At 38.4% G+C, this 20693-nt stretch carries 14 protein-coding genes; all 14 read left to right on the forward strand.

From position 1 onward, the window contains the following. The first annotated feature begins 1 nt into the window (after position 1). The 14 genes from pelF to M3627_RS00585 all read left to right on the forward strand — a co-directional run bounded on the left by pelF (position 2) and on the right by M3627_RS00585 (position 20686). Positions 2 to 1429 carry a GT4 family glycosyltransferase PelF gene (gene pelF, locus M3627_RS00520; protein WP_251552533.1) on the forward strand — a complete coding sequence of 476 codons (1428 nt, stop codon included), beginning with the start codon at positions 2 to 4 and terminating at the stop codon, positions 1427 to 1429. Next, positions 1417 to 4509, forward strand: coding sequence for an exopolysaccharide Pel transporter PelG (gene pelG / locus M3627_RS00525; RefSeq protein WP_251552535.1), 3093 nt, complete (start codon positions 1417 to 1419; stop codon positions 4507 to 4509). The genes pelF and pelG overlap by 13 nt, the downstream gene beginning before the upstream one ends. Beyond that, on the forward strand, positions 4509 to 5216 hold the full coding sequence (locus M3627_RS00530; protein WP_251552537.1) for a polyphosphate polymerase domain-containing protein: 708 nt from the start codon (positions 4509 to 4511) through the stop codon (positions 5214 to 5216). The genes pelG and M3627_RS00530 overlap by 1 nt, the downstream gene beginning before the upstream one ends. A 107-nt stretch (positions 5217 to 5323) precedes the next feature. Beyond that, positions 5324 to 6004 carry a DUF4956 domain-containing protein gene (locus M3627_RS00535; protein ID WP_251552538.1) on the forward strand — a complete coding sequence of 227 codons (681 nt, stop codon included), beginning with the start codon at positions 5324 to 5326 and terminating at the stop codon, positions 6002 to 6004. A gap of 284 nt (positions 6005 to 6288) precedes the next feature. After that, complete coding sequence (gene argC, locus M3627_RS00540) at positions 6289 to 7323, forward strand: N-acetyl-gamma-glutamyl-phosphate reductase (RefSeq protein ID WP_251552540.1); 1035 nt, start codon at positions 6289 to 6291, stop codon at positions 7321 to 7323. 14 nt (positions 7324 to 7337) lie between these two features. Continuing rightward, positions 7338 to 8561, forward strand: coding sequence for a bifunctional ornithine acetyltransferase/N-acetylglutamate synthase (gene argJ, locus M3627_RS00545; RefSeq protein WP_285841603.1), 1224 nt, complete (start codon positions 7338 to 7340; stop codon positions 8559 to 8561). Beyond that, positions 8524 to 9303, forward strand: coding sequence for an acetylglutamate kinase (gene argB, locus M3627_RS00550; RefSeq protein ID WP_251552541.1), 780 nt, complete (start codon positions 8524 to 8526; stop codon positions 9301 to 9303). The genes argJ and argB overlap by 38 nt, the downstream gene beginning before the upstream one ends. Further along, positions 9300 to 10424 carry an acetylornithine transaminase gene (locus M3627_RS00555; RefSeq protein ID WP_251552542.1) on the forward strand — a complete coding sequence of 375 codons (1125 nt, stop codon included), beginning with the start codon at positions 9300 to 9302 and terminating at the stop codon, positions 10422 to 10424. Before argB ends, M3627_RS00555 begins: the two co-directional genes overlap by 4 nt. A gap of 1041 nt (positions 10425 to 11465) precedes the next feature. Then, a complete protein-coding gene (locus tag M3627_RS00560) occupies positions 11466 to 13733 on the forward strand; it encodes a hypothetical protein (RefSeq protein ID WP_251552543.1) in 2268 nt (755 codons plus the stop codon). A 213-nt stretch (positions 13734 to 13946) separates the two neighbouring features. After that, positions 13947 to 16172: a hypothetical protein gene (locus tag M3627_RS00565; protein ID WP_251552544.1), complete on the forward strand. Its 2226-nt coding sequence runs from the start codon at positions 13947 to 13949 to the stop codon at positions 16170 to 16172. Between the two features lie 165 nt (positions 16173 to 16337). Next, entirely contained in the window at positions 16338 to 17903 is a 1566-nt protein-coding gene (locus M3627_RS00570) for an ABC transporter substrate-binding protein (RefSeq protein ID WP_251552545.1), read from the forward strand. Positions 17904 to 17937: 34 nt separating this feature from the next. Then, positions 17938 to 18858, forward strand: a complete 921-nt coding sequence (locus tag M3627_RS00575; protein ID WP_169359509.1) for an ABC transporter permease — start codon at positions 17938 to 17940, stop codon at positions 18856 to 18858. Positions 18859 to 18965: 107 nt separating this feature from the next. Next, complete coding sequence (locus M3627_RS00580) at positions 18966 to 19769, forward strand: ABC transporter permease (RefSeq protein WP_251552546.1); 804 nt, start codon at positions 18966 to 18968, stop codon at positions 19767 to 19769. A gap of 23 nt (positions 19770 to 19792) precedes the next feature. Further along, positions 19793 to 20686: a serine hydrolase gene (locus M3627_RS00585; protein ID WP_169359510.1), complete on the forward strand. Its 894-nt coding sequence runs from the start codon at positions 19793 to 19795 to the stop codon at positions 20684 to 20686. Positions 20687 to 20693: the final 7 nt, after the last annotated feature.

The following is a 20693-nucleotide window of genomic DNA, read 5'->3' on the forward strand; positions in this document are numbered from 1 at the left end:
CGTGAAAATATGTCTGATAGCCGAAGGGTCATATCCTTATGTAAACGGAGGGGTATCAAGCTGGATTCATAGTCTAGTAACAGAAATGCCGGAGCATGAATTTATCATTTATGCTATTGGAGCAGAAACAAAGCAAAAGGGAAAGTATAGGTACACACTTCCAGCTAATTTACTTGAAGTGAAAGAAATCTTCCTAGACGAGTATTTATACGAAGAAAAGAATTGGGGAAGAAGATATAAGCTTACGGATGAGGAAAAGAATAATCTTGTGTCACTTATAACTGGCAGTAAGGACATTCACTGGAGTGAACTATTTGACCTTCTAAGGAGCAAAAAATTTGAGAATGTTGGTGAGTTCCTTTCAAGCAAGGATTACTTCGACCTAATCGAATTCTTAGCAGGGGAGACATATAGCAGGGTACCCTTTACGGAGTTATTTTGGACAGTGAGGTCTATGATTCTACCTTTGTTCTTAACGATTCGTCATGATGTGCCAGAGGCGGACGTTTATCACGCAGTATCTACCGGCTATGCTGGAGTGGTTGGAACTTTAGCGAAGCATGTGCATCAAAAGCCGCTTTTGCTCACGGAGCATGGTATTTATTCGAGAGAGCGAGAAGAAGAAATTATAAAAGCGGACTGGGTAAAGGGCTATTTTAAAGATTTATGGATTAATTATTTCTATACATTATCTAATTCCATTTACGGGGCATCCGACCAGGTAATTACTTTGTTCGATCGAAATAAGGAAATTGAAGTAGAGCTAGGGTGTCCGGAAGAGAAAATAGTCATTATACCGAATGGAGTGGAAATATCTAGCTATAGTGACTTACAAGCAGCAGAAGATGAAGATATCCTGCGTATTGGCGCGATAGTTCGTTTAGTACCTATTAAAGATATCAAGACAATGATTCAAAGCTTTGGATTAATAGAAAAAGAAATATCCAATGTAGAGTTATTTATCATGGGACCAACCGACGAGGATGACATGTATTATAGGGAATGCCTCCAGATGGTAAACACATTAGGGATTAAACGAATTATCTTTACAGGAATGGTAGACGTAAAAGAGTATGTAGGGAAAATGGATATTCTACTGTTAACTAGCATTAGTGAGGGGCAGCCATTGGCTATATTGGAGGGCTTGGCAAGTAAAAAGCCATTCGTCGCAACGAATGTAGGGGGCTGTAAGGAGCTAATATTAGGCAGTAAGGGAGATAACTATGGCCAGGCGGGTTTTATAGCATCCGTCATGAATTATGAGGAAATAGCCAGCTATATTCTTCAGCTTTGTAACGATAAAAAACTGAGAGAAACGATGGGAAGCAATGGTTTTAATCGTGTGAAAAATAACTATAAGCGAAGTAGTTTCATCACAGGCTATAGGGAACTTTATTTGTCAGTAGGAGGAGTGGCATGGCAGGCATAGGCTTTGAGCTTAGAAAGCTGTTCAAAGAGGAAGGCATTGTCCAAAATTTAAAAGCCTATGGATATTCCTCCTTTACGACGATTGGACCAATGATTCTTTGTATTGCTTTAGTATTTATACAGCAAAACATGATCACGAAGAATGGTGGTAAACCATTTGACAATGAATTGTTCATCTCAACGATGACCTACTGCTTTATTTTTTCTATTCTAGTGACATCTGGATTAGCGATGGTATTAACTAGATTCATAGCGGATAGTATTTATGAACGGAAGCTGAAGAAAATCATTTCTTCCTTTTACGGAGCGCTTATTATTATCTTGCCGTTTGCAGGGATGATTGCAGGAGTGTTTCTTTATGGAGTTTCAGCAGGCTTGGCTTTTAAAATAGCTGCCTACTTATTTTTTATCGAGCTAGTCATTATATGGGTGCAGGGAATTTATCTCTCTGCTTTGAAGGATTACAAGCGTATTGTGAGAAGCTTTACAATTGCCATCCTTACTTCCATGGCGATCAGTTATTTGCTGTTTACCTTAACGGAGATTAACCTCACCACTATTGCACTGATAGGAATGGACGTCGGCTTTGCGATTTTTGTAGGAATGACTATGTACCATTTTGAGCAGGTTTTTCCAAGAGACGAAGAGAACAGCTACTTTTCCTTTCTTCGTTACTTCCAAAAGTTGCCTTCCGTCTTTTTGAGTGGAATCTTTTTGTATGCGAGCGTTTACGTTCATAATATCATCTATTGGTTTTTTTCAGGAAATCATCTATTGGTTGCCGATCGATTTCGGTTAATGCCCTTTTATGATTTACCTGTGTTTTATGCGTATCTAACAGTGGTACCATCGCTGGTGATGTTTGTCGTTATTGTAGAAACGGATTTTTATGAGAAATTCTTAAGCTTTTATAAAAATATTATAGACGGTGGGACATTTAACAGTATTCAAATAGAGAAAAAAGAAATGCAAAATGTATTGTTTTTAAGGATTGGATTTGTAGTAGAGGTACAGCTTGTATTTACAGCCTTGTCCATTGCATTAGGCTTAATCTATCTACCAAGGATAGGATTTTCTATGGAGCAGCTAGATTTGTTTATCTTCTTATGTCTAGGTTATTTTTTCTATATTATTGCCTTTATTGTAATCCACGCGCTCATGTATTTTGATGACCGTAAGGGAGTGTTGTGGATCAGCGCTTTATTATTTTTCTCTAATGCAATCCTTACGTATGTATCCATGAATATGGGTATTGATGGACTCGGTATATTCATCGCTGCGTTTGTAACCCTTGTCGTAGCAATCGCTCGACTACTCTATATGCTTTCTAACCTATACTATTACACGTTTTGTTCCCAGCCAATTACCACACAGAAAAAGAAATTTAAAGCCTCAAAAGGTATTATAACGATGCTACTAATTGCTTCGATTATTTTAGCTGGTTGTACAGAGAGTATGAGCGAACAAGAAGAGAACGTTGTTCAGGAAACTCCAGCTATTGTGCAGGACAACACAAAGGATTTAAAGTTGGTGGAGGATAAGCGGCTATATGAAAGAGATGTAGATAGCTCGATTAAGTCGTTGTATATCACAGTCTTACCTGAAGATAAGCCTAAAGAGGAAGCATTAGATTGGTACAGTTTAAATAGACTAGAGGACCGATATAGTGAAGAAAAATTAGAGGTTATTTTTGCTGAGGGAACAGAAGACGGGGCAGGTTCAAAGGAAGGCATGTTCGGTCACGGAGCAGTTGAGGCAAACGCCAACATAAGCCTAAGAGGGAACACCGCAAGATATGCTGCACAAAAGTCTTATAAGATTAAGCTTTATGATAACGCTGGTTTGTGGCAAAACCAGCGTATTATCAATTTGAACAAACACATTTCAGATCCCAGCCGTCTAAGAAATAAACTGAGCTTCGATTTAATGGAGCAAATCCCAAATTTAACTAGCCTTCGTACGCAATTCGTACATCTTTATGTGAAGGATCAAACATCTGGAGAAAATGATACTTATGAGGACTATGGGCTTTACACCCAGGTGGAGCAGCCTAATGAGATGTTCTTGAAAAACCATTGGCTTGATCCCAATGGCTATTTATATAAAGTCACTTTCTTTGAATTTGGTCGGTACCCAAATGAGCTAAAATCCCATAACGATCCTACCTATGATAAAAAAACGTTCGAAACCATATTAGAGATTAAAGGTAGAGAAGAGCATGACAAATTGATCACTATGTTGGATGACGTAAATAACATGAAAATACCTATAGAAGAATCGATCGAAAAGCATTTTGATTTGGACAATTTCTTGACATGGACGGCCGTAAACATACTCATGGACAATATGGATACTGACGCTAACAATTTCTACTTATATTCTCCTTTAAACTCAGAAAAGTGGTATATCCTGCCGTGGGATTATGATGGATCGTGGGAACATCAAAGAAAAAAAAGTTATATAAGAACTTATCAGGCTGGTATTAGTAATTACTGGGGAAGTATCTTGCATAATAGATATTTTCGGACAGAAAAGAACGTTCAGAAGCTTACTGAGAAGCTGCAAGAGCTTTCGGAAGTAATTAATGACGAAACGGTTGAGAACCAAATCAACCAATATGCACATTTAATAGAGCCTTTTTTATATAGAAATCCAGATGTAAAGTTTTTACCTCAATTAAATTCCTTTTTTGAAGAAGAATTATTGCAAATAAAGAAGACTCCAGCAAGGGCTATGGAGAGATACTTAGAAGACCTAGAAAAACCAAAGCCTTTTTATATGGATAATATTGAAACGACGGACACTGAAGTTTTATTTACTTGGCAAATCTCCTATGATTTACAAAAGGATGACCTATTCTATACGGTCACGGTAGCTAGAGACCCAGAGTTCAATGAAATAATAGAAACGAAAGAAAATATTCGCCAAAACTCTTATTCGATGAAAAAACCTGAGGAAGGGAAATATTTTTGGAAGGTTACTGTAACAGACAGTAAAGGCCATGAACAAAGCTCCTTTGAGATGTATCTAAGTGAAGAAGGAGATGAATTCAACGGAATCAGAGAATTCGAGGTGGACTAATGGCTATTGCAAACAAGAGATTTCGACATGAGATGAAGTACTATTTAAACGTATTCGATTATCTGGCCCTTCGACAGAAGGTATCATCGATTCTTTCACTTGATAAAAATTCAATCAGTCCTAATGGTTATGGAATACGGAGCTTATATTTTGATGGGATCCATAATCACTCCCTCTACGATAAAAACAATGGAGTTTTTAATAGAGAGAAGTATCGTATAAGAATTTACAACGAAAGCAAGGAAAAAATCAGCCTGGAAAGAAAGAGCAAGTATGGAGATTTCATATGTAAAGAATCGGCACCTCTTTCACTACGAGAATATGAGGCAATTCTAGCTGGCGAAGTAGACGTACTTGCCAACAAGGACAATGCACTGTTAAAGGATTTTTATATGGCATTGAAATACCGAGGATTTAGAGCAAACGTCATCGTAGATTATATTCGTGAGGCATATGTGTACGAGCCAGGAAATGTGCGGATAACATTCGACAAAAGACTTGCAGCAGGCGTGAATACGGTTGATCTATTTGACCCTAATATCATTTTAGAGGAGCCTCTACACTCGGAGCAAACCATTTTAGAAGTGAAATTCGATCATTTTCTCCCGGACAACATCCGCCAGCTAGTACAGCCAGAAAGATTCGTCCGCTCCGCTATATCCAAATATGTCATTTGTAGAGAAGTAAACTTTTTGCATTTTAAGTAGTAAAAATTAAGAATAATCTCCACTAGCATAGCTCGAGCAGGTTGTTTTCTGCTCAGGCTAATGCAATATTTTATATCAATTAAAATAAGTAGCCGAGGAGTAGAATGATGAATGATACTGTAAATTTTCAAGACGTTATAAAAAAGAGCGTTATTCATCTCGAATCATTTCGTAGTGTTTCCTATATTGATATTTTTCTAGGCCTAGCCTGTTCTTTTGTTATTGGCATGTTCATCTACTGGATATATAAGAAATTTTTTCGAGGCGTTGTATATAGCTATAACTACAATGTCTCTTTTGTTTTAATGACGATGATTACCTCTCTAATTATCATGACAATTAGTACTAACATTATTCTATCGCTCGGAATGGTAGGGGCACTAAGCATAGTCCGTTTCAGAACAGCCGTAAAAGATCCTTTAGATATTGTCTATATGTTTTGGGCGATAGCTGCAGGAATTGCAACAGGAGCAAAAATGTACCCATTAGCGATTATAGGTTCCCTAGCATTTGGTATCACCATCGCATGGCTTTCCAAAAAGAAAGTAAGGCACCAAGCATATTTACTAGTCATTAGGTACACAGACGACGCAACCTATCAGATCCGTGCAGAGCTAAAAAGCTTAGGAGCTAAACTCAAATCCAAATCCGTCCGCAATAACTTCACCGAACAAACAGTAGAAATCAATCTAAAAGACGACAACACAGCCTTCATGAAAACCATAGGGGACATAGAAGGCGTCATCGAATGCTCCTTAGTCAACTACACCGGAGACTATGCACAATAATTAGTACAGACTTGTTTTTTTATGAGTTTTGTTTTGTTACAGGTGCCTGGCACCTGTAACAAAACTCCACAACCTATTATCTGTACAAACTAGCCAATCTAAGTGGAAACACTCCAACTAGATTGGCTTTTGTCAATAACGAAGGTGTTACTGGTGCCAGGCACCTGTAACAATATGTATATAATAATTCACCCATAAAAACTACTAAAAACAAATAAAAATACAATTGACTTTATATTTATACATAGTTATAATATTGCTAACAAATGGTAAGAGGTGAGTGCATGAAGGTAGGTATTATTGGAGCAACAGGGTATGGTGGGCTTGAGTTAGTTCGTTTCTTACATAATCATCCTGAAGTGGAAGTCGTTGATCTGTTCTCTTCATCCGAACAGGGTATACATTTTTCGGATAAATATTCACATTTAATGAATATTCATGACCTGCCGCTTCTCGAAATTGAGTCTGATAGATTAGCAGAGTATGATGTATTGTTTACGAGCACTCCCTCAGGGGTCTCATCGAGTTTACTACCAGCACTTATCGGTAAAAAGCCGAAGCTGATTGATCTATCGGGTGATTTTCGTCTAAAGGATTTAGCTGCATACGAGCAATGGTATAAAAAATCACCAGCCCCGGCGGATGCGGTAGAGCAAAGCGTATACGGTTTAACAGAATGGAACACAGCCGCAATCGCAGAAGCTCAGCTGATCGCAAACCCCGGATGCTATCCGACAGCCGTCCTGCTTTCCTTGCTACCGCTTATTAAAGAGAACCTAATCGACGTAAGTCATCTCGTTATTGATGCTAAAAGTGGTATCTCTGGAGCAGGCAACAAGCCGAGCCAAATGACACATTACAGTGAAACAAACGAAAACACGGCAATATACAAGCTGCATGAGCATCAGCATATTCCAGAAATTGAGCAGGCCATTCAAATGTTCGCAAACCAGTCTGCGCCAATCACCTTCACCACGCATCTTGTTCCAATGACCCGGGGGATTCTGGCAACAAGCTACGCACCGGTAAACGATGGCGTCACAGAAGCAGACCTAGTAAACGCTTTACAAGAAACATACGTAAACGATTCATTCGTACGAATCATAAAAGATACGAATAAATTCGGCACAAACCAAGTGTATGGCTCTAACTATTGCGATATTCACGTAAAAGTAGATCCGCGCACGAACCGAGCAACAATCGTCTCGGTCATCGACAACCTAGTCAAGGGTGCAGCCGGGCAGGCTATTCAAAACATGAACGTTCAATTCAATCTCAACCAAACGACCGGATTATCGCTCGTTCCATTATTCATTTAAAAGGAGGAAACCCCATGTTGACAGAAACAATGACGATGAAGCGCATCACCTACAAAAACATCGCTTCACCAAAAGGTTTCAAGGCGACCGGCATCCACTGCGGCGTTAAGCACAAGAAAAAAGACTTAGCCCTACTCACAAGTGAGGTGCCCGCTAGCGTTGCTGGGGTTTTCACGACGAACGCAGTCCAGGGTGCGCCACTCATCGTAACGAAGGAAGTCGTATACACCACACAGAAAATGCAAGCACTCATTGTAAACTCAGGAATCGCAAACTCCTGCACAGGAAAGCAAGGCCTAATCGACGCCTACACGATGCAGGAAAAAACAGCAGAAAAGCTTGGTATTAATCCAAACTTAGTTGGAGTTGCCTCCACTGGCGTTATCGGTGAAATGATGAAAATGGAGCCAGTCCTAGCGGGAATCAAACACCTCGAACCAATCGACGAGCTAGAAGGAGCTATCAATTTCTCTCAGGCAATCATGACGACAGATACAGTTACGAAGGATACTTCCTATAAAACCATCATCGATGGCAAGGAAGTCATCATTGCAGGAACCGCCAAGGGGTCCGGCATGATCGAGCCTAACATGGCGACAATGTTCGCCTTCATCACAACAGACGCCAATATCGAATCAAACCATCTGCAGGATGCACTAAAATCCATTACTGATGTTACTTTCAACTCCATAACAGTAGACGGCGACACATCCACGAACGACATGGTAGTCGTGATGGCAAACGGCTTAGCGGAAAACAATTCATTAACTCCACTTCATCCAGACTGGGATAACTTCGTCCAAACGCTTCATACCGTGGCATTGGATTTAGCTAAAATGATTGCAAAAGACGGAGAAGGAGCTACCAAATTGATTGAGGTAGAAGTTAAGGGTGCGGTCAACGATGAGGAGGCGCGTAAAATTGCCAAGACGGTCGTAGGCTCACCACTAGTTAAAACTGCGGTTTTCGGCAGTGATGCCAACTGGGGAAGATTGATTTGTGCTGTTGGTTACAGTGGTGCAACGATAGATCCGAACGCTATTAAGATTTCAATCGGTCCAACACCGGTTGTAGAAAATGGGGAGCCTGTCCCATTCTCTGAAGAAACGATGCTTTATTTGAAGCAGGCAGAAGTGAAATTTTTAATCGAACTGAACCAAGGGGAAGGCCAAGGAACTGCATGGGGGTGTGATTTGACTTATGACTACGTTCAAATCAATGCAACCTATCGTTCCTGATCGCATCGTTATTAAGCTTGGAGGCAGTATGCTGGAAGGGTTAAATGAACAGTTTTTCAAAAACTTCAAAAAGCTACAAGCTGAGGGCAATGAAATCATAATCATCCACGGCGGTGGTCCGGCTATCAATAAAGCACTAGCAGACAAGGCAGTAGCTTCCACTACTATTAATGGCTTCCGAGTAACTTCCGAGGAAGCGGTAGACATTGTCCAGTGCACACTCGTCGGGAAGGTCAATCCAGCTCTAGTGCTCCAGCTCAATCAAAACGGGATTGCTGCCCTCGGCTTAAGCGGTTATGATGGCAATCTGTTGGAATGTGACTTCTTAGACAAGGAGACTTACGGCTTCGTCGGGGAAATAAAAAAAGTAAACACCGGCATACTGGAAACACTGCTTGTAAACGGTATTACACCAGTCATTTCCTGTATTGGCTGCTTACCAGACGCAACACCACTCAATATAAATGCAGACACAGTAGCAAGCAAGATAGCTTTAGCAATCAAAGCCGATTGCCTACTTCTAGTAACAGACACACCAGGTATTAAGATAAACGGAGAAGTCCAAGAGGTCGTGCAAACATCCTCTATCAAGAAATGGATAGCATCCGAAGACATATATGGCGGGATGATTCCCAAGGTCACTGCAGCTATGGATTGCCTAAAAGAAGGTATTCCGTCAGTTAAAATTGTAGATGAAAAGCTAAATGGCACAACGATAGTTCAACAGGAGGTTTTTGCATGAGTTCTCTTTTTCCAAACTACGCCCGACGCCCCGTACATTTAATAGAAGGAAAGGGCACAATCGTCACTGATGATCAGGGCAAAAAATACTTGGATTTCACTAGTGGCGTAGCGGTGCTCAGCCTAGGGCATGTGCACCCTGCCATTGTAAAAGCAATCCAAGAGCAAAGCGAAAAGCTTTGGCACACATCCAATTTATTCGAAAGTAAAAAGCAAGAGCAACTTGCTAGCACTCTAATAGAAGAAACTCACTTTTCCCATGCTTTTTTCTGCAATAGTGGAGCCGAGGCAAACGAAGCTGCCATCAAGCTCGCACGCAAGCATACAGGGAAACATACTATTATTACCTTCGAAAACTCTTTCCACGGCAGAACGTTTGGAGCAATGTCCGCAACTGGTCAGGAAAAAGTACGTCAAGGCTTCGGTCCAGTGCTAGAGACATTCAAAACTTTGCCATTCAATAATGTGGAGCAGCTAGAGGCTTCTATCGATGAAGAGGTCGGTGCGATCATGCTGGAGGTTATCCAAGGAGAAGGGGGAGTCAACAAAGTTACCCCTGAATTCGCCGAAGCAATCTCTAATATATGTGAATCCAAGGGAATACTATTGATTGTAGATGAGGTTCAAACAGGCATCGGCCGAACAGGTACCCGCTACTCCTACGAGCAAACCGTATTAAAGCCAGACATTATGACACTGGCAAAAGGTCTTGGCGGTGGATTCCCTATTGGCGCCATGATAGGAACAAGTGAACTAGGAGAAACATTCAGTCCTGGCACGCATGGTACGACATTCGGAGGGAACCCCCTTGCAGTCACTGTTGCCCAAGCAGTCCTAGAAAACGTATTTGAATCGGAATTTATAGATGAGGTTAATAAAAAGTCCGAGTATTTTATGCATAAACTAAACGAAACACTGCCATCCTACAAGATAGTTGGTGCCGGCTTATTACTAGGACTCGTCTGTGAAGACGAAGCGGCACCATACATAACCAAAGCAGAAAAAGCCGGTCTTCTATTAGTAGGAGCAGGACCAACCGTCATTCGTCTCCTGCCACCTTTAACAGTAACTCGTGATGAAATCGATCAAGCAGTAGAAATCTTACGTACAATATTAAACTAAATAAACTTGAATTAAAGCGCTCAGAGAACCGCTATTCACAAACATGGACCGCTCTTTAATAGAGGGGTTCTTTTTGTGTTTCCCCCTTTATATAGAAGAAAAGCTAGATTTCAATAGTATTACAGGTGCCTGGCACTTGTAATAATTAGCAGTTTTAAAGGCAGACATTATATAAATATAGCAAATTCTCTTTGAATCTTTCCAAAGATATAAAACTTAGTTCCTATGCTTAATAGACTAGTGTTTCAAGTATTTTACAGGAGTTTTACAACTTAAAAAGAGATATTACGATGAAAAAAGTTTGTGATTAGGTTTATTAGGTAATAGTCAAGTGCGATTGTACTATGCGTGATGGGTCATAAAAATATCATTTTAAGATAAGGAATCCAGAGATTATAAACCTAAAAAGGAAGTATAAGTAAAATCGGTTCTATTTGTATATTTAAAAAAAGAAGTAGAAAACAATAAAAAACATCGACCTCTGAACGAGTCGATGCTAAGTTAATTTCCATCTATAAATTCTCTTCATAAAATAAGAAAAGAAGCATCCGAAGATCAGATGCTTCTTTTCTTGAGCGATAAAACGAAGGAAGTAGAAGGCTGCACACTAATTAATGTACAAACAAGTTTACGGCGTTACACATTTATAAGTAACCTTCTATACTGTACATCATAACATATATTTGGAAAAATGCACGCCTTTTTCTAAAAAATATAAAATTATTTTTTTAATCAGACTTATCCTAATAAATGGAGATAAGCAAGAATATATCAAACTATATTGTAAAAAGAAAAAATTCTAAAAAAGACTAGCCTAAATGGTAATATTACTGTATTATGGAAAGTGTAATGTAGTCACTGGTGCTTTCATAACATCATTCTTTAAAAAAACTGGTAAACTTTCTATATTATTGGTTGATTTTAGTATAAGAGTTGGGTATACTCATATATTGTTAGGGTGATGATAATGGACGCGATCAGGCGACCGCTTTTACACACTAAAAAAAATGCAACACACAAGCGAAGGGAGATCACAAGTTTATGAAGAAAAAAGCTATTAAAATTGCAGCTTCAACTGCAGTAGCAGCTTCAGCATTCGTTGCAGCAGCACCAGCAGCTCAACAAGCAGATGCAGCAACAAATGTAAATCAATTAATCACAGACGCACAAAATGCAGGTACAGTTCTTAAATGGGCTATTTCAGTAGAGGGTTCTGCTAACTTCGTAGATCGTCCATACGATCACTACAATGCAGCTAAAAAAGCAATTGCTAATGCAGAAAAAGCTGCAGCAAAACTTTCAGGATCTGAAAAATTAAGCACTGACGCTAAACTTGTTGAACCAAAACTACAAGTTAAACGTGCTGGAGCTTACATCGATGCAATCACTTCAAGTGAAAAAATTAAAACTTTAACAGCTGGTCTAGATTCAGCTATTAAAACTAACGATATCGAAAAAGTAGAAGCAGCTTACCACACAGCAACTGCTGAGTACCGTAAACAAGCAGCTCTTTTAGATCGCGTATACGGACAATCTACACGTGATGAAATCCGTAATAAAGTTAAACCATCTATCGAAAAATTAGTTGCAGACGTGAAAAACGAAGTAACTGTAAATATGTTAGCTAAAGCAGCAGATACTGATCTTAAAGCAAACAAATTTGCTGATGCATCTAAAAAAATTGCTGAAGCTCAAGCAATCCTTGATGCAAACGTACTTAAATGGGAAACAGCTTTACAAAAATCAGTTGATGATGTAAAAACTGCTTTACCATTATCTGTTTCAACAGTTTCTGTATTAAATGACACTACTTTAGTAGTTACTTTAAGTAAACCAGTTGTTGCAGTAGCAGCTTCAGAGTTTACTTTTGATAAAGGTTTAGTTGCAACAAGTGCTGTCCTTTCATCTGATAAAAAGACAGTTACTTTAACAACTAATAAACAAGCAGCTGGAACTGAATATACTGTAGCTTATAAAGGTTCTTCCGCTAAATTTACTACTGTAGCAGCACCAATTGGTAATGTTACTTTAGACACTGCAGCGTCTCACGCTGAAACAACACAAAGTATTGCTTTAGTAGCAAGCTTTAAAACACCACAAGGAACAGCTAATAACAATCCAGTTAACGTTACTGTACCTACTGGATATAAAGTAATTAGCGTTAATGGTTCAACTGCTTCTACAATTGCATCAGGTACAACAGAAATGATTTCTCCAGTTAACGGACAAATTGTTCTTGTAGTTGCTGCTAACAGCACTACTACTCCTGCTGTTGGTGGAAAAATTAAATTTGAAACTCTAACAGGATCTAACGGATCAGTAGTTGAATCTAAATCTTCAGGTTCATTAAACTTCTATCTTCTAGATGATGCAGAAGTATTTACTACAACAACTGGTGTTGTTGAGTATGTAGATGCAGCGAACAATTATTTTGTAGCTAATTCTGGAAACAAATATTTATTAAAGGCTTCTGGAAATGTATATCAAGATAAAGACAGTAACATTATTACATTAGATACTCTTAAATCTAAGTTATCTAAAGGTGATGTTGTTACTGGACAATACATTAAAGACGGAAGCTCTGTATTAAAATTAGAGCTTGATAGAGTCGAAACTGCTGATTTCGAAGTAGATCAAGAACTTGTAACTGGTACTCCTGCTTTCCGTGTTGCAGGAAATACTATTACTCTAACTGGTTCTGGTGAAGTAGGAAGAGAAGTATCAGTTTATGATACATCTAAAGCTCGTCCAGTTGCTAAAACAACTGTATTAGCTAATGGGAAATGGACAGCTACTGTACCGGTTGACCCAACTACAGGAGTTCCAGTAAACTTCTCTGCACGTCAAGCAACTTCAGTTAATGAAATTGCACCAGACTACAGTACTACAGGTGCTGGATTTACAGCTCCACTACCAGTATTAGCTGCTGCATTCGAAACTAACGGTGCTGCTCCTGATAAAGTTCTTTCAGGTACTACTGCAGATGAGTCACTAAATGGTGATGTAGTAACTTATACTGTAAAAACAATCGATACAGTTGTTATTAAAGCAGGTGCAACAATTACACTTCAAGATGGTGACTCTACTCGCGCTACTTATACACATGGTGTAAATGGAACTAAGATTGAAAAAGTTTCTGGTGCAGGTAATGAAGGTAAATTTGCAATTACTTTTGGCGCTCCTTCTAGCATTTCTGGTGGAGATAATAAACTTACTGGTTCATTATCAGTCCATGCAGTTACAGGTATTGAAAACCAATATGGTTTAAAATTAAGCACTAATGGTATGGTTAATATTTTCGGATATTAATTCTTAATAAAATGCTTAGTTAAAATTAAACGCAGCTAAAATCCTAGGATTTTAGCTGCGTTTTTTAATATCATTAATGCTAACATCCTCAATATATTAAGTAGAGCAAAAAAATTCAAGATTTTTTGAAGGATTATTTCCAATCCATATAGAATAAAGAAATAGTCTTCACATTAAAGTGACTATAAAATTTGGGTAACAGGGAGAATGAACATGAGATCAAATATTAGGCAAATTACAATTGCTACCGCATTAGCTACCTCAGCAATCGTTGCCATCGCACCACACCAAGCAGACGCAGCTAGTAACATTGACCAACTAATGACGAATGTCCAAAATTCAAGCACTGTATTAAAATGGGCTATCTCAATAGAAGGATCGGCTGATGGGGTAACTCAGCCATGGAGTCAATTTAATGATGCGAAAGTTGCTATCGCAAATGCAGAGAAAGAAATAAAAAAGCTAAGCTTTTCCGAACAGTTGAAGTATGATCTTAGATTGACAGAAGCAAAAACACAATTAAAAAGAGCACAAGGGTACTTAGATGCCATTACTGCTAGCACCAAAATTAACGATAAAACAATTGCACTTTCTACAGCTGTTTCAGCAAATAATCTTGATTTAGTGGAAAAAACATATCATGAAATGACTGCAGAGTTTCGGAAGCAAACCATTTTATTAGATAGAGTGTATGGACAATCTACTCGAGATAGAATTCGAAACGTAGTTAAGGGTCCAGCTGAGAAGCTGATTAATGAATTGAAAAATGATGTTACGGTTCATATGCTAACTAAAGGAGCCGCTGAAGATATTAGATTATCTAGACAAGCAGAGGCTGCTAGAAAGATATATGAAGCTCAAGCGATATTAGATGCTAATGCTCTAAAATGGGAAAGTAGACTTCAAAGTAGCTTAACCTCAGTAACAAATGCTTTGCCTATCGAAATTACCTCCATTACTAGAATAGATAATACAACACTTAATTTAAAGTTGAATAGAGCTATATCATCAGTTCAAATTTCAGAATTTACTGTCGATAATTCTTTATTAATCACGAATGCAACTTTAAGTAGAGATGGATTAACGGTAACCTTAACCACATCTGCTCAAACTCCAAGTGTGAAGTATTCAGTAAAGTATAAAGGTAGTACCGCTAGCTTCATTGCACCAGGAACTATCATTCCTATTCAAATGGGTAATTCTACAATTCAACATAGAGACACTTCAGAAGTACTCGCATTAACAGGCACTTTTTCTGGTTATGGTTATAGTACAATAAAAGTTGATATTCCTACTGGATTAAAAGTACTTAGCATTAACGGAATAGAAAATAATATTACTGGATCCAAAAGTGTAAATGTATTGCCTGACAAAAATGGTACTATTAACATTACATTTACGGCGAGCAACGCAAATACTCCAGCATTAGACAAAGTAATCACCTTTAATAGATTAGAAAATAATAGAGTAGCTGACACACAAACATCACCTACTTTAAACTTCTATGCGCCTGCAAAAACAGGTACTATATCAAATAAAGCAGTCCGCTATATAGACAATACGAATAATTATTTTGTCACTTCAGACGGCTTCAAATATATTTTAAAGGGTTACTCAGATACTTATAAAAATGAAGATGTAGCGGTATCTTTAGATACTTTTAAATCTGCATTGAATATTGAAGATATTGTAAACGGAAATTATCAAACAAATTCATCATCTTCTTTCAATATCTCAGTTAACCACTACTCAGTGCCATTACTGTTAGATTCACAATTTGGTTATAAAAACGCCTATGGTTACCGTATGTTAGGAAACCAGCGCGAATTCTCAGGGACAGGCCAACCTAATTATGAAGTATTCTTCTTTAAGAATACAGGAGCTCTCCTTGGTAAAGTGAGAATAGGCTCTAATGGAACCTGGAAATATAAAACGAGTATTGAACAAAATGCTATAAATGATTTTTATATAGTTCAACAACCTGCTGGGAAATTAACTCCAGCTTATAATAGTGGTACTAGTTTTAGAGTAATTGAAGGACCTTTTAATATCCAATCTGTAGGCGATGGGAAAACTCCTGATGAAGATATTACTAATGAAGAACTAGAATTCACAATTGCACCAATTTCTCGTGCCAATGCAATAGTATTTAGAGACAATGCCATAATTTCTAATTCTGCATATATTACCTTAAAGGATGAAGATGGTACAACCGTTCAATACACTAACAATAAAAATAGTAACCTTTTCTCTAAAACTACTAATGGATTTAAAGTGAAGTTTGGACCTAATGAGGACGATAAACTATCTGGAGAAGTTATTGCAGTAGGTAAAACACCAGGTTTATCAGGGCCTTTAGAAGTAATAGCTGTTGAAGGTATAAATAATGCCTATAATAATATAAATATAATCCCTAAATTACTAATAACTAAATATTAAACTGATATAAATCCTCCAAAGAGATATTCTTTGGGGGATTTTTCATGTTTAACATTCAATAGTTTCTAACCTAAAGCATATCTACCCACCTCCATGAATATATTGTTGGTAATACAAATTTCCGGTATGGACAAGTTGCCATAGGAAAATGGAGGGATGAGGGAAATGAGAGGAAAGTTACTAGGGGTTTTCAGTATCTTCATTGTAGTTGCACTTATTTTGTCCGGCTGTAACTGGTGGAAGAAATCGGATTCCAAGGGTGGTTCGCGGGAGGTCGTAGTAGGTTTAGTATCGGAGCCTGATTCTGTTGATATTCATCGAACATCGTCGACTGGGGAAGCGAATACTGCATTATATGATACGTTACTGAAACTGGATAATGAGGGGAATATCGTACCAAATTTAATAACTGATTACGAAATTATAGGGGACGGTAAAGAGGTTATTTTTAATTTGAAAGAGGGAGAGAAATTCCATTCTGGGAAGCCGGTTAACGCAGAGGCAGTTAAGTTTTCCTTCGAAAGATTGGTTGCATCCTCTCCTTTTAGTACGAATGCTGGAGATATAGAGAGCATTGATGTGGTCAGTGAATTCTCATTTAAGATTAAATGGAAGGATCAGTTTGCACCATTTTTTATCAATGCAACAACTTACTTTTTGTCCCCGTTAGATAGTTCTGTTTTGGATGAAAAAGGAGAAGGGTTTGAGAAGAATCCTAGTGGTTCTGGCCCTCTGAAGCTGACGAAGATTAACCGTGGTGACTCTCTAATTTATGAGCCTTATAAAGACTTTGATTGGAACGAAGGCGGGCCAGGATTTGATAGTGTTAAATTTAGATTTATACCAGATGAAGAAACTAGAATTTTAGAGTTTAAGAAAGGGAACCTAGATGTTTTATTAAATGTACCTTACCAATATATTGAGGACTTAGAGAAGGATTCAGAAGTGACGATTGAACGGGTACCTGGGGACGTCCTAAGTTATTTAGGCTGGAACAATAAGCTTCCTATTTTCCAAGATAAAAATGTTAGACAAGCTATTGCAATGGCAATAGATCGAGAGTCTATTATAGATAATACATTAAATGGAGAGGCAAAATCGGTATTTGGACCATTACCAAAAGCTGCGTTTGGCTATAGCGAGGAAATCGAAACAATGGCCAAAGAAAAATATACAAGAGACATTGAGCAGGCAAAGAAGCTTTTAGCGGATGCAGGCTGGAAGGAAACGAATAAAGATGGAGTAGCGATGAAGGATGGCAAGCCTTTTGCTGTAGATTTATGGGTAGACGATGACCCGGCCAACCAACGAGCAGCTCAGGTTATCCAAAATCAATTAATGGAAATCGGTATTAAAATAAACATCTCAGTAAAAGAATCTGCAACTATAATTGAACAAACTCCTAAAGGGGCACACCAAATGTTGCTTTGGAGCTTCGGATGGCCAGATGCTGACGTATTGAACTTCTTATTGTTTGGGAAAGAAAAATCCAAGCGGCTTCATTATGAAAACGAAGAAATTTACAGCATTTTGGATCAGGCTGCGATTGAAATGGATCAAGACGCTAGATTAAAGCTCTATGAAGACGCAATGAGAATGCTCGTGGAGGAATCACCATTTGTGCCGCTATATGTAAAAGAAAATATTACGGCAGTTCGTAATTTTGAAAGTTTTGTAGTCCATCCAATTGAAGGAAGTATCGAATGGAAAGAAGTAAAAGTTAAGAAATAGAAGTAACATACTTTGTACAAAAGGAGGCGTCAACTTGTCATCCTATCTGCTAAAAAGAATCACTACAATGTTTATTACCATTATTGGGGTCTCCATTTTAGTATTTATGATTATTCACTTAATCCCTGGTAATCCAGTCAATCATATACTCGGTGACTATGCAACAGAGGAATCTATTCAGGAATTAGAATCTAGACTTGGATTAGATCGGCCAATAACTGTTCAATATTTATCCTACATGGCGAGTGCATTTCAAGGAGATTTAGGAACCTCTTTTATAACTGGTTATACCGTAGTGGAAGAGATTATGAATCGGATACCGGTAACTGCACAATTAGCATTCTATAGTATCTTGTTTGGTTCGGTTTTAGGGATAAGTATTGGTATATTAGCCGCTGTAAAAAAGAATACCATCTATGATCAACTAGCGATGACTTTGGCTCTAATTGGTATTTCTGCACCAGGTTTTTGGATTGCACTATTTTTAATCCTGTTATTTTCTTACCAGTTAAGTATTTTCCCGATTTCAGGATATAGCGGGTTTTACTCTCTCATACTTCCTTCCATTACTTTAGGGCTTGGGACGGCGGGAAGTATAGCGAGAATGACTCGCTCCAGCATGCTCGACGTGATTAAACAGGATTATATACGAACTGCTCGAGCGAAGGGTGCCGGGGCATACCGATTAATCTTCCAACATTGTTTACAAAACGCGGTAATACCGGTCATCACATTGATTGGTATGCAGTTCGGTTATTTAATGGCGGGAGCAGTAGTAACGGAAACTGTATATGCACTCCCGGGACTCGGCAGCCTAATCATTGCAGCGATATCTACCCGTGATATTCCAACTGTTCAAGGGTTATTGCTATTTATGGGCTCTATTATCATTCTTGTAAATTTTATAGTTGATTTGCTATATACGAAGTTAGATCCTCGTATTCAATACGAATAAAGAGTCGTGTGAGAGGAGAGAGAAAGCTGAAACCTGTAGATAATACCAATACTTTAACTTTAGAACCTACTCAATGGAAGTCTTCTAAAACTACCTTTATTCAAAAGATGAAGAGAAACAAAGGAGCCGTCATTGGCTCCTGCATATTACTATTTTTCATCATTACTTCAGCTTTTGCTCCATTGTTTGCAACATATCCTGTAAACGAAATGAACTTCGAGGATAGCTTAAAAGGGCCAAGTATAGATCACTGGTTGGGTACAGATGAATTTGGAAGAGACATTTGGACTCGTATTCTTTACGGAGGTAGAGTTTCTTTATTGATGGGCTTGTTCGCAGTTGTTATCTCAGGAACAATTGGCGTTCTATTAGGAGTCGTTGCCGGATATTACCGAAAAGCAGATATTTATATCATGCAGTTCATTGATATTTTAATGGTTTTCCCATCCTTACTAATGGCTATTGCGATTGTTGCTGTTTTAGGAGTAGGTTTAACAAATGCAATGATTGCAGTAGCTATATCGGCTGTTCCTTCCTTTGTCAGAGTTGTCAGAGGAGCAGTTTTAACGATTAGAGAAACGGAATATGTAGAGGCTGCTCGAGCGCTAGGGCTAAGGAACGGGAAAATAATATTTAGACATATCCTGCCGAATGTTACCTCTCCAATCATCATCTTAGCAACTTTAGAATTCGGTAGTGCCATACTTTCTGCTGCATCGCTTAGCTTTTTAGGACTAGGGGCTCAGCCACCTAATCCAGAGTGGGGAGCACTAGTTTATGTAGGAAAATCATTTTTAAGTCAAGCATGGTGGATGACATTATTTCCTGGACTAGCAATCATGCTCGTAGTACTGGGCTTTAACCTGCTAGGCGATGGTTTTAGAGATGCATTAGATCCTAAATCCAAATAATTATCAAACAAGGAGTGACTCAGTTGATTTTACAGCAAAAAATAGAGGACTATATTAAGGATTTGGAAGCGGACTATGGAATATATATTAAGCATTTACAAACAAACGAAGAGGTTAATATACAGGAAGACAAGTTATTTCAAACAGCAAGTGTGGTCAAACTTCCAGTTCTAGCAGCCTTATATGAAAAGGTATATAGTGGAGAGATTAAACTTAACCAGAGGATACAGCTCACCGAAGAAGACCATGTACCTGGCTCTGGAGTATTTCAGGAAATGGAGTATGGGATAAAGCCGACTATTAAGGATTTAGCGACCATGATGATCATTGTGAGTGATAACCTTGCTACCGATAAATTATTGAAAATTCTTGGTGGAGTTAAGCCGGTGAAAGAAGCAATGGACAGATTAGGGCTTAAAAATATTTATATCAAGCATTCCATTTGGGAGCTTTTGAGCTTGAGTGTAGGAATACCTTATCAGCCATACAGTGCAGAGCTTTTTGATGAAATTATTAGACGCTTAAAAGAACAGGAAGTAGATTGGGAAAGTGTCGTTTATCAGCACAATAAAGAAAGCAATGTGAGCTCTGCAAAGGATATGTCCCTTTTACTAGAACTGTTTGCTAAAGGAGAGTTTGTCTCAACAAAATGTTCAAGTGAAATAGTAGATATCCTATCTAGACAGCATTACCAGCAACGTATTGGAGGGCTGCTTCCTCGTAATACGCCTGTAGCTAATAAAACGGGTAGCCTTGGAACGATGTACAATGATGCAGGGATCGTCTATTTACCAGAAGATAAGGGGCAGTATGTCATTTGTGTTTTCTCAAATGGCAATTCTTTAGAATATGAGGGAGACGAGCCAATTGCTCAAATTTCTAAATTAGCATATGAATATTTCTTAGGCGGGAGGTAGATCGATT

Source organism: Psychrobacillus sp. MER TA 171, assembly GCF_023713305.1.
Classification (GTDB): Bacteria; Bacillota; Bacilli; order Bacillales_A; family Planococcaceae; genus Psychrobacillus.